Raw genomic sequence first — 16366 nt, forward strand, 5'->3', positions numbered from 1 at the left:
GCGGCGTGAACCCGTCGGGGGCTCCGGCTTCCTGAACGTCGGTCCGGTTCACGTGACAAAGCCAGTGGAAGGGATGGCTTGGCTCACGGGCGGGCGATCTCCGGGGTGCGGGGGCCGCCCAACCGCCCGATCAGGCGAACCAGCGCGCGACATCCCCGGTCTGGCCCTGGATGGTAACGCTGCTGCCGGGCCGCAGATCAAGCACCGTGCTGCCGCCGACGGCCCGCGCCGAGGCGATCACGCCGGCAAGGCTGATCGAGCTGTCGGTCAGAGCAAGCCGGTCGGTGCCTGCGGTAAAATCCATCACCACCGATCCGCCACCCCCGGTGCCGAGCACGAAGAGGTCGCTTCCGGCTCCGCCCCACACGGTGTCGGCCCCGTCGATGAGGAAGATCACGTCGTTGCCCTCCCCGCCGTCGATCAGGTCCGCACCGGCCCCGCCGAAGAGGGTGTCATTGCCGGCCCCGCCGAGCAGAGTGTCGTTGCCCTCCCCGCCGTCCGCGAGGTCGTTGCCGGCATCCAGCGACAGCAGGTCCGCACCGGCCCCGCCGAAGAGGGTATCGTTGCCATCGCCGCCGAACAGGGTGTCGTTGCCGTCGCCACCGTCTGCGATGTCGTTGCCGGCTTCCAGCGACAGGATATCGTCGCCCTCCTGACCGAAGGCGATGTCGTTGCCGTCGCCGCCGAAGACGGTGTCGTTGCCGCCTTCGCCAAACAGCAGGTCGTTGCCGGCCCCGCCGGACAGGATGTCGCGACCATCACCGCCGATCACCCAGTCGTCGCCGTCCTCGCCGAACAGCATGTCGTCGCCGGTGTCGCCGAACACATAGTCGTCGCCGGTGCCGCCGCCGACCGTGTCATTGCCGGCACCGCCGATCACCGTGTCATTGTCCTCACCGCCATGCACCAGATCGTCGCCGTCGTCGCCGGACAGCAGGTCGTTGCCGGTGGTGGAGGCGATGGTATCGTTGCCGCCGCCGCCCGACAGCGTGTCGTCGCCGGGCCCCATCCGCATGAATTGGGCGCTGGAGTCGCCGTAGGCCGCGTTGTTGCCCGCGCCGCCGCCTATCCGCGCCTCGCCCAGGATGACCGCGATGCTGACGTTGTCCAGGTTGACCTCGGTGCTGCCCGCAGCCTGCCGGGTGTCCAGCACGACCGCTGCGACACCATCGCCCTGGTCCGCCGTGCCGCGGATGGTCACCGGGCCGGTGGTCGCGCCGCCCGAACTGGCGGTCACCACGATCTGCCGCACCGTGACCGGTGTGGAGGAGCCGAGGAAGCCGGTGACCGCCGGCATCTGGCTGGCGATCTGCTGCAGGGCCGCCTTTTCGGTCTCGTCGGAACCGGCGGCGAGCATCAGCAGGCTGTTGCTCAGCGTCTGGCCGGCCACCGCGCTGCTCTGCTGCGTTGCCGGACCGCTGGCAACCAGCCGGGTGCCCGCCGACACGCTGGCCGTCAGCATGGGTTCGCCGTCATCCTCGGTCTGGTCGGTCAGCACCACCTCGGCGAACCCGCCGGCCTGCTCCGACACCGCCTCGACGTCCACCCGCTCGTTGCCGTCGCTGTCCACACTGCTTTCGTTGGTGACGTTGGTGCCGGAGCCGGTCTCCACCGTGCGGAAGCGCTGGGCCACGTCGAGCGGAGCGGAGCGGTGCCCATCGGCGTCCACCGCCACCAGGATCAGGTCGGTCAGCGCATTGTTCGGCAGCGGCACGTCGATCGCGAAGGCCGTCTCCCCGACTCCGAGCTGGACCGAGGTCAGCAGCGTGTCCTCCGGATCGAGGACGCCATCGTTGTCCAGATCGCGCCACACCTCCACCTTCGAACCGGCGTCGGCGGTGCCGGTGACCCGGGCCGTGGGGTCGCCGGTGGTGCTGTCATCGCGGGTGGCCGTGGCGAGCGCGATGGACGGCGGATCGTCGTCGGCGTTGCTCAACGCCACGTCCGCCGGATCGAGCCCGGCGTAGCGGCTGTCGGTGCTGGTGATCGCGCCGAGCACGAGGTTGTAGGCCTGCGCGCCATCGTTCACGCCGTCGTCCAGGCCGGTGACCGTGACCGTCTGCGGGGTGTCCCAGTTGGCCGTGGTGAAGGTCAGGCTGCCGACCGAAATCTGCGCCTCGCCGGGTTTCGAGACGGACAGCGGAATGGTCACGTCGCCGCGCGGCCGGGTCGCCAGGACGATGGCGACGGTGACGGCGCCGCCGGCCTCGCTGGTCACCGTCCCGGACGGGGTGGCGATGACGCCCGCCACGCCCAGCGTGTCGATGGAGAAGGCGGGCGAGGACACCGTGGCCGCGGGCGCGTTGCCCGCCGCGTCGGTCCAGCCGGTGCCGAGCGTGACGGTGCGGCCCGTCGCCTCAACGTCCAGGTTGGGCGTCAGGGTGGCGGTGTAGACCAGCCCGTTGGAGCCCGCCTGGACCGTCAGGTTGGACAGGGTGGCGTCGCTCACCGACAGGTCGTCGAGCGCGAAGCCGACCGGAGCCTCGGTGAAGGTGATGGTGAGGGTCGCGGCCCCCGTCTCGTCCAGGCTGGTGTCGCTCAGCGTCAGGGTGGCGGACGGGGCGCCGGTGTCCACCGTAACGGTGAAGGGCGACGAGGCCGTGGACACGTTGCCCGCGGAGTCGGTGGCTGTGGCGGTGAAGCTGTGCGTGCCCGCCGGCAGAACCGTGCCTGTGTAATCGAAGGTCCAGGCGCCGGACCCGTTGGCGTTCGCCGTGCCGATGGAGTTCCCTCCCAGCTTGACGGTCACCAGGGCGTTGGCCTCCGCCGTACCGCTCAGCACCAGTGTGGTGTCGTTGGTCAGGTGGTCGCTGGACGAGCTTCCGGTGTCGCTGGAGAAACCGGTGATGGCCGGCGCGGCGGGAGGCGCGTTGTCCACCGTGGCATTGGTCGTGTCCGCCCGCGTGGTGACGTTGCCCGCATTGTCGGTCACGGTGACCGAGACGTTGCGATTGGCCGCCTCCAGCGAACCGGTGGTGATGGTGTGGGTGGCCGTCCACACGCCGTTGCTGTTGGTCGCCGCGACCGCGGAGCCGCCGCCGAACTGGCTGAAGTCCACCGTCACGCCCGCCAGCGTGTCGGTGTTGTTGTCGCCGGCGAGCGTGTTGTCCCAGGTCATGGTGACCGTGTCACCGGCCTTGTAGGCGCCGCCCGGGCCCGAACCCCCGGAGATGGAGATCGCCGCGTCCGTCACCGTGGGGGCGACGTTGTCCACACTGGCGTTCGTGCCGTCCGCCCGCGTGGTCGTGTTGCCGGCGTCATCGGTAACGGAAACCGAAACATTGCGGCCCGTGGCATCGATGGAGCCCGCGGTGATCGTGTAGGTCGCCGTCCAGACACCGTTGCTGTTGGTCGCGGCAACTGCGGAGCCGCCGCCGAACTGGCTGAAGTCCACCGACACGCCGGCCAGCGTGTCGGTGTTGTTGTCGCCGCTCAGCGTGTTGTCCCACGTCATCGTGACCGTGTCGCCGGTCTTGAAAGAACCGCCGGTTCCAGTCCCACCGGAGATCGAGATGTTCGCGTCGGTAACGGTGGGGGCGACGTTGTCCAGCGTGGCATTGGCCGTATCGGCCCGCGTGGTCGTGTTGCCGGCATCGTCGGTGACGGTCACGGAGACGTTGCGGCCCGTCGCGTCGACGGAACCGCCGGTGATGGTATAGGTGGCCGTCCACACGCCGTTGCTGTTGGTCGCCGTGACCGCGGAGCCACCGCCGAACTGGCTGAAGTCCACCGTCACGCCCGCCAGCGTGTCGGTGTTGTTGTCGCCGCTCAGCGTGTTGTCCCACGTCATGGTGACCGTGTCGCCGGCCTTGAAGGCACCGCCGGTTCCGGTCCCACCGGAGATGGAAATGTTCGCATCGGTGACAGTGAGGCCGACGTTGTCCACCGCGGCGTTTGTCGTGTCGGTCCCCGTGGCCATGTTGCCGGCATCGTCCGTCACGGTGATCGAGACGTTGCGGTTGGCGGCGTCGATGGAGCCGGCCGTGATCGTGTAGGTCGCCGTCCAGATGTCGCCGGTCTGGGTCGCCGCGACCGCGCTGCCGCCGCCGAAGGCGGAGAAGTCGAACGTCACGCTGGTCAGGGAATCGGTGTTGTTGTCACCCCCCACCATCCTGTTGTCCCAGGTCGCGGTGACGGTGTCGCCGATCTTGTAGACCCCGCCGGTTCCGGTCGCGCCGGAGATTGCGATGAAGCTGTCCCTCGCCCACGGTTCCCGGTCGTCCACGACGGCGTTGCTGCTGTCGATGCCGGTCTTCGTGTTGCCGGCGTCGTCGGTGGCGGTGACGGACACATTGCGGCCCGTGGCGTCGATGGAACCGCTGACGATCGTGTGGGTGGCGGTCCACACGCCGTTGCTGTTGGTCGCCGCGACCGAACTGCCGCCGCCGAACTGGCTGAAGTCCACCGTCACGCCCGCCAGCGTGTCGGTGTTGCCGTCGGCGGTGCCGTTCCACACCACGGTGACGGTGTCGCCAATCTTGAACGCCCCGCCGATCCCAGTCGCGCCGGAGATCGCAATGTTCGCGTCGGTGACGGTGGGCGCGATGTTGTCCACCGTGGCGTTGCTGGAGTCCGCCGTCGTCGTCACGTTGCCGGCGTCGTCGGTGACGGTCACCGAGACGTTGCGGTTGGTGGCGTCGATGGAGCCGCCGGTGATGGTGTAGGTCGCTGTCCAGACGCCGCCGTTGTTGACGCCGGCCACCGCGCTGCCGCCGCCGAAGGCGGAGAAATCGAACGTCACGCTGGCCAGCGTGTCGGTGTTGTTGTCGCCGTTGAGGAGCGTGTCGTCCCAGGTCGCGGTGACGGTATTGCCGATCTTGTAGGCGCCGCCGGTTCCCGTCGCGCCGGAGACCGAAATGTGGCCGTCGGCCACCGTGGGAGCCTGATTGTCAACCGTGGCGTTGGTCGTGTCGGCTGTCGTCTTTGTGCCGCCACCCGCCAGCGAGGCGGAGACCGAGACGTTGCGGCTCGTGTCATCGATGGAGCCGGAGGTGATGGTGTAAGTGGCGGTCCAGACGCCGTTGCTGTTGGTCGCCGCGACCGCCGAACCGCCGCCGAACTGGCTGAAGTCCATCGTCACGCCGGACACGGTGTCGGTGTTGTTGTCGCCGTCGATCGTGTTGTCCCAGGTCGCCGTGACGGTGTCGCCGATCTTGTAGGCGCCGCCGGTGCCGCTGCCGCCGGAGATCGCGATGTTGCCGTCCGTCACCGTGGGAACGGCGACCTCCAGCGTTGCGTTGGTGGTGTCCGCCGTGGTCTTCACGTTGCCGGCGTTGTCGGTGGCGGTGACCGACACGTTGAGGTTCGCGGTGCCGCCGGGTGCCGACGTGATGGCGTGGGTCGCGGTCCAGACGCCGTTGCTGTTGGTCGCCGCAACCGCGGAGCCGCCGCCGAACTGGCTGAAGTCCACCGTGACGCTGGCCAGCGTGTCGGTGTTGTTGTCGCCGGCGAGCGTGTTGTCCCACGTCATCGTGACGGTGTCGCCGATCTTGTAGGCGCCGCCGGTTCCCGTCCCGCCGGAAATGGAAATCGCCGGATCGGTAACCTTGGGCGCCTGATTGTCCACAATGGCGTTGGCGGCGTCGGCGGTGGTGGTCTTGTTGCCGGCGTTGTCGGTGACGGACACGGACACGTTGCGGCTGGTGGCGTCGATGGAGCCGCTCGTGATGGTGTAAGTGGCGGTCCAGACGCCGTTGCTGTTGGTCGCCGTGACCGCCGAACCGCCGCCGAACTGGCTGAAGTCCATCGTCACGCCGGTCAGCGTGTCGGTGTTGTTGTCACCGCTCAGCGTGTTGTCCCAGGTCGCCGTGACCGTATCGCCGATCTTGTAGGCCCCTCCGGTGCCGGTACCGCCGGAGATGGCGATGTTGGCGTCCGTCACCGTGGGCGCCACGTTGTCCAGCTTGTGGTTGGCGGTGTCGGTCAGCGTCGTGCTGTTGCCGGCGTTGTCGGTGACCGTGATCGAGACGTTGCGGCCGGTGGTGTCGAAGCTTCCGGCGACGACGGTGTAGGTCGCGGTCCAAACGCCGCCGGTGTTCGTCATGGCAACCGCGGAACCGCCGCCAAACTGGCTGAAATCCGCCGTCACGCTGGCGATCGTGTCGGTGTTGTCGCTTCCGTCGCCGCTGCCGCTGTTGTCCCAGATCGCCGTCACCGTGCTGCCGATGCGCAGCGTGCTGTTCGTGCCGACCAGCGACGCCTGGCCCGCCATGTTGCCCAGCGTCAGCGTGGGCGCCACATTGTCCACCGTGGCGTTGGTGCCGTCGGCTTGCGTGGTGCTGCCCGAGGCCGTGGTCGCGGTCACCGAGACGTTGCGGTTGGTGGCGTCGATGGAGCCGGCCGTGATGATGTAGGTCGCGGTCCAGACGCCGTTGCTGTTGGTCGCCGCGACCGCCGAACCACCGCCGAACTGGCTGAAGTCCATCGTCACGCCGGTGAGGGCGTCGGTGTTGTTGTCGCCGGTGGCGGTGTTGCTCCAGGTCGCGGTGACGGTGTCGCCGATCTTGTAGGCACCGCCCGTCCCGCTGCCGCCGGAGATGGAGATGTTCGCATCGGTGACGGTCGGGCCGGTCGGGGCGGCGCTCATCGTGATGTCGGCGAAGGCGCCGTTGTCGGTGATCGTGAAGGTCGTCAGGTTGGGAGCGTCGGTGAAGGTGATGACGACGTCGGACCCTCCGCCAAAGGTGTCGTTCTTGTCCCAATCCACCGTCAGCGTCTTGGTGCCGCTGTCGTACTGCAGATGGCTCGCGCCGAGCATCTGGGCAGCCCCACCGGTCAACCGGATGATGTCGCCGCTCTCCAGCGTCGTGATGACGTCGCCGTTGGGATCGACGAAGACGTCGTTGCCGGCACCGCCGGTCAACGTGTCGTTGCCGGCGCCACCGGTCAGGGTGTCGTTGCCGGTGCCGCCCTCCAGGGAATCGTCGCCGTCCCCGCCGTTCAGGGAATCGTTGTTTCCGCCGCCGATGAGGGTGTCGTTGCCGTCTCCGCCGTTCAGCGTGTCCCGACCGTCCCCGCCGTTGATGGAGTCGTTGCCGTCCCCGCCTTCGATCGAATCGCTCTGGGCCGTCCCGGTCAGCACGTTGTTTCCGCCGCTGCCGAAGATCTTGAGGCCGCCAGCCAGCGTCACGGCGGACGCGTCGACATTCACCGAAGCGTTGCTGGCCGCGCCGTTAACGTCGCCGGTTATCGCGATGGTGAAGTTGTTGCTGCCGTTCTTCAGATTGCTGTTGAGGGTGAGGGTGTCACCGTCGGTCGCGCTGTAGAACCGGATGGTGTCGGAGCTGGTACCGCCGTCGATGGTTTCGTTGGCCGTGTGGTGGGAACCGGCGGCAATGCCGAAAACGTCGTTGAAGCTCCCCCCGAAGAGGGAGTCGGTTCCAGCTCCGCCGATGATGGTGTCGTTGCCGGTGCCGCCGATGATGGTGTCGTCCCCATCGCCGCCATCCAGGACGTTGTCCCCGTTGCCGCCGTTGATCGAGTCGTTGTAGGCCGATCCGGTCAGGACGTTCTTTCCGGCGTTGCCGATGATCGTGACGCCGCCCGTCAGCGTCACGGCGGACGCGTCGACCCCCACTGCCGAGTTGCTGGTCGTGCCGTCGGCTCTGCGCGAGACGTCGATGGTGATGGTGCCGTCGCTGTCGGTCAGGTTGCTGTTGAGGACCAGGATGGCGCCGGACGACGAGGAGACGAAGCGGATGACATCGTTTCCGGCCCCGCCGTTGATGGTTTCGTCGGCGGTATGATCGGCGGCGGCGGAAATGAGGAAGACGTCGTCGCCGTCGCCGCCGAACAGGCGGTCGGTGCCGGCGCCGCCGCTCAAGGTGTCGTCGCCATCACCGCCGAACAGGCTGTCGTTTCCGGCGCCGCCGTCCAGGTAGTCGTTCCCGGTGCCGCCGACGATCGAGTCATCGCCGTTGCCGCCGCTCAGGTTGTCGTTGCCGGCACCGCCGAACAGGGTATCGTTGCCATTGGCGGCGCTGATCGTGTCGTTCTGGGCCGATCCGGTAAGCGTGTTGGCTTCGCCGTTGCCGGATATGGTGACGCCGCCCGCCAGCGTCACGGCGGACGCGTCGATGTTCACCGCCGCGCTGTTGATCCCGCCGGTCGCGGTGCCCGATATCACGACGCTGATGGTGCCGTCGCTGTCCGTCACATTGCTGTTGAGGACCAGGGTGTCCCCTGCCGTCGTGCTGAAGAAGCGGATGGTGTCGTCGCCGGCCCCACCGTCGATGATGTCGTCGTTGGTGTAGTCGGAAAGGCTGCCGATGCTGAAGGTGTCGTTGCCGGCTCCGCCGACCAGGGAATCATTGCCGGCGCCGCCGACGAGGTTGTCGTTGCCGGCGCCACCGACGAGGGTGTCGTTGCCGGTGCCGCCGTCCAGATAATCGTTGCCGTCGCCGCCCTCCAGGCTGTCGTTGCCGGCGTCGCCGTAGAGGGTGTCGTCGCCGTCGCCACCGTCCAGGGTGTCGTTTCCGTCGTTGCCCCTCAGGGTGTCGTTGCCGGCAAGGCCGGCGATGCTGTCGTCGCCGACGGTGCCGGTCAGCGAATCGTTGCCGGCGGTTGGGGCGAGGGGAGCCAGCGCATGGGCATAGCCCTGGAACACCAGGGACGACGTTTCCAGGCTTCCGATCCCGGCCTCCAGAACCCAGTTTCCGCCGGCGGCGAAGCTGCCCGTCCGGTCGGTCGAGGCCGCGACGTCGGCTCCGGTCGCTTCGGCCAAGGCGGCGATGAAGGACGTGCCGTCTCCGCTCGCCACATCGCAGCCGTAGAGCAGAAGGTCGCCCGTTTGCGTCAGCGCGCCACCGAGCGCGGCCAGTTCGGCGGAGCGGTCCGCCACGGCGGCGGTGTCGAGCAGAAGCGCGCCCAGCCGGACCTGCCCGGCGGCGCCGTGGCTCAGCACATGGATGGCGTCATAACCCGACCGCCCCGCCGCCCAAGCCGCCATCTGGGCCAGCCCATCCGCCGAGCCGTCGATGAGCACGATCTCGATCCCCGCGGCCACGCCCGCCATGAGCGTCTGCCAGTCGGCAAGGCCGGTGTCGATGAACACGGCCTCCATGCGCCCACCGTTGGCGGTGGGATCGGCAGGACGCGGAATCGTCCAAGTGACGGCGGAAGCGATGAGGTTGGTCGTGTCCATGACTGTGCCCTTGCTGTTTCCATCGCTTAGGGCAATCGGCCTATCGCGTTCGCGCGTAGATTGTTTTGCAATAGATAGACTGCCTACAAATTTCTATCTATCAGAAGGCCTATTGCGTGTTCAATCGACAGAGCGTTATGTCAAAAATTGAAATATTTTGTCACAACGCCACATAATCCTGCAGGCTCTGTTGCCGCTCTTGCCGCAGGCGTGTGCTGATGGCCAGCGGCATCACTGCCGATGCGACGCGGACAGAGTTCGGGCGTCCGAGGTCGAGCATGCGGTTGAGGACCGCGGCGGCGATGGCCGCCTCGGTGGCTTGCGCCTGCGAAGGGTGACGGAACCCAACGGAGAGCTTGCTGCGCAGGCTGAGCCTTCCTGGTGGGTTCCGAGATGCATGAGCAGCGGTGTCGGCGGAGACCGCCGGTAAGCGACCGCCCAGAACGGTCGTGGAATTCTGATCAGTGCACTTATGCGGGTGTGGGAGAAATCGCGACGGTGACGCGGCCACGGACCTGCCCATCGAGCAGGCTGGCGGCGGTGGGAATCACATCGGAGAAGGCGATCTCCCTCGTCAGGCCATCCAGCTTGGCCGGATCGAGGTCATCGGCCAGGCGGCACCAGGCCTCGATCCGCAATTCCCTAGGGCACATGACGCTGTCGACCCCGGCCAAGGTCACGCCGCGCAGGATGAAGGGCGCCACGGTCGTGGGCAGCGACATGCCACCGGCAAGACCGCAGGCAGCCACCGTGCCGCGATATTTCATGGCCGCGCAGACATTCGCGAGGATCTGGCCGCCAATGACATCCACGGCGCCGGCCCAACGTTCCTTGGCCAGCGGCTTGCCGGAGTCCTGGAACGGCGCGCGGTCAAGCACCTCCTTGGCGCCCAGCGCCTTGAGGTAATCGGCCTCTTCCGGGCGGCCGGTGACGGCCACCACCTCGTAGCCGAGCTTCGACAGCAGGGCGACGGCGACACTACCGACCCCACCGGCGGCGCCGGTGACCAGGACCTCCCCCTTGTTCGGCGTAATGTCATGCCGTTCGAGCGCCATGACGCAGAGCATGGCCGTGTAGCCTGCCGTCCCGATCGCCATCGCCTGACGGAGCGTGAACGGGCTTTGCAGCGGGACCAGCCAATCACCGTTGACGCGTGCTTTTTCCGCAAGGCCGCCCCAGTGCTGCTCGCCGACACCCCAGCCGTTGAGGACGACCTTGTCGCCGGCCTTGTAGGCGGGGTGTGCCGAATGCTCCACGACACCAGCAAAATCGATGCCCGGGACCATGGGATAGCTGCGGACCACCGGCGCCTTTCCGGTGATCGCCAGAGCATCCTTGTAGTTCAGCGTCGAATGGGTGACGCGGACGGTCACGTCGCCCGCCGGCAGGCGGTCGTCATCGACGGTGGACAGGCCGGCGCGGACGTCCGTGCCGTCCTTCTCGATCAGGATGGCTTGAAACATTGAACCCTCCTACGGGTTGGGTGCGGGTGACGTCCAGAGACGCCCGGTCTATGCCTGACGATGCAAGGCCGCGAAGAAGCCGCGGGAAAAGGCGTCGAGAGGGGCGGGGCTTCGTTCCAGCTTTGCCCGCAGCACAGCACCCTCCCAGCCGATCCAGAAGAACTCGGCCAGGTGATCGCAATCCAGATCGATCCCAATTTGTCCGGCCGCTTGCGCTGCCCGCAGACAGCGGGATGTGCGGGCCTGCCAATCCAGAAAGACGAGATGCAGCTTTTCACGGAACGGCTCGGGAAGCGTGCCCATTTCCTGGCCGAGATTGCCGACCAGGCATCCACGGCGGAAGTCGAACCGCGCCATGCCCGCCTTGGCATCCTCGACGAAGTCGCGCAGACGCTGCAACGGAGGACGGGACTCATCCAGGAACCAGCGATCCAGCCTCCGCGCGAAGTATTCCGCATAGGCAGCGATCAGCGTGCCGCCGAACTCTTCCTTGCTGCCGAAGTAATAATAGAAGGATCCCTTCGGCACGCCCGCCGACGCCAGGATTTCCTCGATGCCGACGGGGGAAAATCCTTTTTCCGTGAGTATGGCGACGCCGGTCCTGACCAGCCTCTCCCTGGTGTCCAGATAGGCGCCGTCCTGCTTCGGAGGGCGCCCCCGTCGGCGAGGCTTCAAAGATGGGTCGGTCGTGCTCATGGGGTTAATTATAGACCGACCGTCTATAAAATAAAGCGCCAACTCTACGCGGCGCACGGCGGCGCCGTTCGATCGCGCGGGGACAGCGCGACCGAGCCGATGTGACGGTTTGGCCGCCCATCACATCGGCTCCCGCCTCGCTCCTCAGGCCGGTTGGCTGAAGACCACAACGGGTGGCAGGTTTCCCTTGAACCGTTCCACCTCGGCAACCCCGGTGTGCCCGCAGTTGCCCTGCGCCAGCTTCGAGGTCGACAGCCCGGTCGTCAGGTTGTTGACATCCCCATACCGGCACAGGCTGCCGATTTCCCGGGCGTTCGCCGGGTCGAACCAGCCGCCTTCGTTGATGCGGATCACACCGCGGCAGATGTCGTCGGTGATCTTCAAACCGGCAAGGATCTGGCCACGGTCGTTGAAGACACGGACCACATCACCATCCGACAACCCGCGCGCCCGCGCGTCCTCCGGATGCATCCAGCAGGGCTCCCGGCCGGCGATGGCGTAGCTCTGCCGGTTGACGGTTCCGCAGAGCTGGGAGTGCAGGCGCATCTGCGGGTGATTGGCGGCCACATGCAGGGGATAGCGGGTCGTCGGTCCGTCCAGCCGCTCGACCGGTTCCATCCAGGTGGCGTGCGGCGGGCAATCGTCGTAGCCGTACTTCTCGATGGCCGTCGAATACAGCTCGAACTTGCCCGACGCCGTCCCCAGCGCGTTCAGCAGCGGATCGGCGCGGAAGTCGGCATGGCGCACGAAGTCGGCCTGCTCCTTGCCGAGCGGAAATTCCAGCGGCTTGTTGCTGTCCCAGAAGACGTCGAAGACCGGCATCTCCATGCCCTTGGCGCGCGATTCGATCTTGGCGGATTCGTAGATGCCGCGGATCCAATCCATCTCACTGAGCCCCTGGGTGAAGGCGTAGCCCTTGCCCAGCTTGTCGGCGATGGCGGCGAAGATGTCGAAGTCGCTGCGCGCCTCGAAGACCGGATCGACGATCTTCTTCATCGGGACGATGTGGCTGAGGGCGTAATCCCCGACCTGCTCGATGTCGTTGCGTTCATAGGACGTCGTCGCCGGCAGCACGATGTCGGCGTGGCGGGCCGACGCGGTCCATTGCACATCCTGCACGATGAAGGTGTCGAGCTGGCGCCACGCGCGCAGCATCTCGTTGCGGTCCTGCTGGTGAGAGAACGGGTTGCCGCCGGCCCAGTAGGCGAGCTTGATCAGCGGAAGCGTGATCTCATGCCCGTTGAACTGCATCGTCTTGCCGGGGTTCAGCAGGGTCTCGACCAGACGCGAGACCGGGATCGACACCGCTCCGCTCTGCGACAGCCAGGCCGCCCCGTCGCTCGCCTGACCGGACGCGTCGTCGATCGCCTTGAGGATCGGCGTGGTATGGGTCGGCGCTCCGCCGGAGGCATAATGATAGCTGAGGCCGTAGCCGCCCCCCGGCAGGCCGATCTGTCCGAGCATGGCGGCGAGCGTGATCAGCATCCAATGGATCTGTTCGCCATGATGCTGGCGCTGCGTCGAATAGCCGAGCGCCAGCATGGTCCGCTTGGCGGCGAAGCGGCGTGCCAGATCGCGCAGCGTCTCGGCGGGCAGGCCGCAGATGCCGGCGGCCCAGTCGGCGCTCTTCGGCGTTCCGTCGGTTTTGCCCAGCAGGTAGGGCAGGAACTTGTCGAAGCCGTTGGTGTAGCGGTCGAGGAAGTCCTGGTTGTGCAGCTTCTCGGTGTAGAGGGTATGAGCGATGCCGAGCATCATCGCCACGTCGGTCTGCGGACGCGGCGTCAGCCATTCGCCGTTCAGCTCCTGGCAGGTTTCGGTGCGGATCGGGTCGATGCAGAGAACCTTCGTCTTGGCCGCCTTCATCATCGCGATGCCGGGCCAAGCGCCATGGTCGGCGACCTGCCAGGAGATCTGCGAGCTGTTGAGCGGGTTGCAGCCCCAGAACACCATCAGCTCGCAATGCTCGGCGAGGTTCTTCCAGGTGGTGCATTGCTCATACACCTCGATCGAGCCGGACACATAGGGCAGGATCACCTGCGCGGCGCCGGTGGAATAGTCGCCGGAGCTGTTGGTGTAGCTGCCGGTCAGGTTCAGCATGCGGCGCAGCAGCGTTTGGCAATTGTGCAGCTTGCCGGGGCTCTTCCAGCCATAGGAGCCGGCGAAGACCGCCTGCTGGCCGTGTTGGGCGCGGACGCGCGTGATCTCACCGGCGACGAGTTCGATGGCCTTGTCCCAGCTCACGCGGACGAAATCGCCGCTGCCGCGCCCGTCCGGATCGGCTCCGGGGCCTTGCTCCAGCCAGGCGCGGCGCACCATCGGATAACGGATCCGCGATTCCGAATAGATCGAGTCCATCACGCCGGGAAGCTGCGGCGACGGCGCCGGATCGCCTTCCCACGGGATGAATTCGGTCACGCGGCCGTCCGCGACCTTGCCGTAGAAGACGCCCCAGTGGCAGCCGGACAGGATTTTCCTGGGCGCCGTCTGTGCGATCGCGCCGCGGGCGAGCAGCGGCAGGCTGGAGAGCCCCAATGCCACCGCCGCGGATCCCTTGAGGAAGGCCCGTTTGGAAAGCAGCGGACCGCCGGTCATCGTCAAGCTCTTTGTCGTGTTCATGGTCAGACCTTTCAGATCGCTGCGGCTGCGCGGCCACGGTCCACCGTCGCGGAACCATCCACGATCCGGTCGAGCAGCGAGAGCAGGAAGCGCGCGAGATTGCCGTAATAGCCGACGCCGTCGGCCCTGATGAGCGCCCCGGCGAAGCGGCCGGTCCAGACCCGCATCTGGTCCAGCAGGTCGGCGACCGTCGCGGTCCGCTGCTGCCGCATCGCCTCCGCCAGCGCCGCCAGTTGGATCGCCACGTGGTCGGGCGGTTCGGCACAGTCCGCCCCGACCCGCATGTCGAGATCGCGCAGCGCAGCCTGCATGCGGTCGACGGCCGGGCCGCAGAGCCGCCCGGTGCCGTCCCACAGGCTGGCGTAGGGCGGAACGGACCGCTGGCGGAAGATGCCTTCGAACAGGGCGGTGTGCCGCCGCTGGACCGCCAAGGTCACGTCCGCCACCGAACCGGCGGCAAGCAGCTGGCAGAGGGCGTCCGCCGCGGCGGGCTGGCCGAGCGCCTCGCCGAACCGGCGCAGGGCGATCTGCCCTGGCATCGTGCGCGCCGCCTCGACCTGTTCGATGGTGGGGGGCGACAGGAACTGCCGCGCCAGCCAGTCGGTGACCGCAACGAGGTCCGTCTCCCCGGAAAAGGCGTGCGTGATGGCTCCACTCATTTCGCCGCCTCCTTGCCGTTCGGGCGCAGATCCTTCGAGTGGTTCTGCAGGTAGGTGAGGATCAGCCGGTACTGGTCGTCGTTGAAGGAGGTGAAGCGCTTCATCGCCTTCAGCGTTCCGACCCACTGGTTGGCGGTGAAATGCTGCTTGTCCGGCAGCACATGGCAGGCGGAGCACGCCTTCTGGTAGGTCGCCTGGCTGTAATCCCACAGCGCTTTGCGGTCCGCGTTCAGGTTGACGGCGTCGGACCACAGGGTGACCTCGACCGGGACCCAGGACTGGCCGGTGTCGGCGTCGGTTTCCGGCTTGCCGCGCTTCACGGCCGCCGCCGCCGCTTGGTCGAGCACAGCGAGCATCACGCGATGCCCCTTCGACTGATAGACGACCGACGGCGCCTCCGCCATCTGCCAGCCCTTCAGCACCAGCTCCAGCTTGTCGGCGTTGCGGGCTGCGACATGCACCGGGGCGCCGCCCAGCAGCTTGCCCTGCTCCGGGACCGCTCCGCCGACGGCCGCCTGTTCGAGCCACACCGGCTTGGTCGCCACCACCCAGACGTCGCCGCCCTGGGCGATGGCCTGCTCCGGCGTCGTCGGCAGCGTCGGCGCGGCGGCGACGGCGTTGCGGAGCATCACCAGCGTGTCGGTCCGGTTGGGTTCCGGCATGCCGGGCGCCGGCTTGTGCACGGCGGGAACATGCTTCAGATAGACGGCCATCGCCAGCAGGTCCTCGCGCGGAAGCTGCGCGGTGTTCTTGACGACCTCCGCCATGTCGCCCGCCGCCGTGCGGCCGATGGGGCTGACGCCGGTGTGCAGGTAGTTGGCGATCGCGTTGACCGACCAGAAGCCGATCCCGGTCTCGTCGGGGGAGATGTTGGGGAAGTAATCGACGCCGTCGGGGGACTTGCCGCCGCCGTAGCGCTGGCTTGCGATGACGTTCCCCATCAGGCCGCGCGACGAATGGCATTCGGCGCAATGGCCCGGCCCCTCCACCAGATATTCGCCACGCCGGTACTGGGCCGCGTCGACACCAGCGGGAACCGGGCCTTCCTCGCCGCGCTTGCCGTCGAGGAAGGCCAGCCGCCAGACGCCGACGCCGCGCCGCATGGCATAGGGGAACTTCAGGTCGTGGTCCGGTACCTTGTTGCCGACCGGCTTCAGGCTGAGCAGGTAGGCGTAGAGGTCGCGGACATCGGTTCCGCTCAGCCGCTGGTAGGAGGTGTAGGGGAAGGCCGGATAGAGGTTCCGGCCGTCCGGCCAGGCTCCGCCCGGCCCGACGCCTTCCCGCAGCGCACGGTCGAACTGGGCCAGCGTCCAGCCGCCGATGCCGGTCTCCGGATCGGGCGAGATGTTGGGCATGTGGAACACGCCGAACTGCGTGTCGAGCGCCCAGCCGCCGCCCAGGACGGTGTCGTCCTCCTGGCCGGGGGTCTTGTGGCAGGTCGCGCAGTCGGAGGCGACGAAGACCTTGCGCCCATTGGCGAGGTCGGCTCCGCCCTCGTCCGGCAGGGTCCGGCCCGGGTGGGTGGCGGACCATGTCCACGGCGAGGTCAGCACCACGAAGCCCAGCACGCCCAGCAGCGCCGCGCCCCCGGTGAGACGGTAAAGGGTCCTGCGATGAAGTGCCATGTCGTGTGCTTCCTTCGAATGGTACCGACCGATGGAAGCAGCGTAGCGACGGTGGCGGCGCCATAGGCGTCACGCCTGTGAGCAAGATGTAAACGCGATGTAAACGACGATGCCCTTTACACCGGCCGCACCGGCCGTAAGCTGGCCGTCTGGAGTCCGGGAGCC

At 67.4% G+C, this 16366-nt stretch carries 6 protein-coding genes; all 6 read right to left on the minus strand.

Annotation, left to right across the window (positions count from 1 at the left end; all coding sequences use genetic code 11):
- Positions 1 to 130: 130 nt before the first annotated feature.
- The 6 genes from ABAZ39_RS10350 to ABAZ39_RS10375 all read right to left on the minus strand — a co-directional run bounded on the left by ABAZ39_RS10350 (position 131) and on the right by ABAZ39_RS10375 (position 16201).
- Positions 131 to 9142 (minus strand): DUF4347 domain-containing protein, encoded by a 9012-nt coding sequence (locus tag ABAZ39_RS10350; protein WP_038529156.1) that lies wholly within the window; start codon positions 9140 to 9142, stop codon positions 131 to 133.
- A 470-nt stretch (positions 9143 to 9612) separates the two neighbouring features.
- The gene (gene acuI, locus ABAZ39_RS10355) at positions 9613 to 10605 is read right to left on the minus strand and encodes an acrylyl-CoA reductase (NADPH) (RefSeq protein WP_038529158.1); all 993 of its coding nucleotides are present in this window, start codon (positions 10603 to 10605) and stop codon (positions 9613 to 9615) included.
- 48 nt (positions 10606 to 10653) lie between these two features.
- Entirely contained in the window at positions 10654 to 11301 is a 648-nt protein-coding gene (acuR, locus tag ABAZ39_RS10360; RefSeq protein ID WP_038529160.1) for an acrylate utilization transcriptional regulator AcuR, read from the minus strand.
- A 144-nt stretch (positions 11302 to 11445) separates the two neighbouring features.
- Positions 11446 to 13917: a trimethylamine-N-oxide reductase TorA gene (gene torA / locus ABAZ39_RS10365; RefSeq protein ID WP_038529162.1), complete on the minus strand. Its 2472-nt coding sequence runs from the start codon at positions 13915 to 13917 to the stop codon at positions 11446 to 11448.
- Between the two features lie 11 nt (positions 13918 to 13928).
- The gene (locus tag ABAZ39_RS32950; RefSeq protein ID WP_051657932.1) at positions 13929 to 14576 is read right to left on the minus strand and encodes a TorD/DmsD family molecular chaperone; all 648 of its coding nucleotides are present in this window, start codon (positions 14574 to 14576) and stop codon (positions 13929 to 13931) included.
- On the minus strand, positions 14573 to 16201 hold the full coding sequence (locus tag ABAZ39_RS10375; protein ID WP_038529164.1) for a c-type cytochrome: 1629 nt from the start codon (positions 16199 to 16201) through the stop codon (positions 14573 to 14575). The genes ABAZ39_RS32950 and ABAZ39_RS10375 overlap by 4 nt, the downstream gene beginning before the upstream one ends.
- Between the last annotated feature and the right edge of the window lie 165 nt (positions 16202 to 16366).

Source organism: Azospirillum argentinense (genome assembly GCF_000632475.1).
Classification (GTDB): Bacteria; Pseudomonadota; Alphaproteobacteria; order Azospirillales; family Azospirillaceae; genus Azospirillum; species Azospirillum baldaniorum.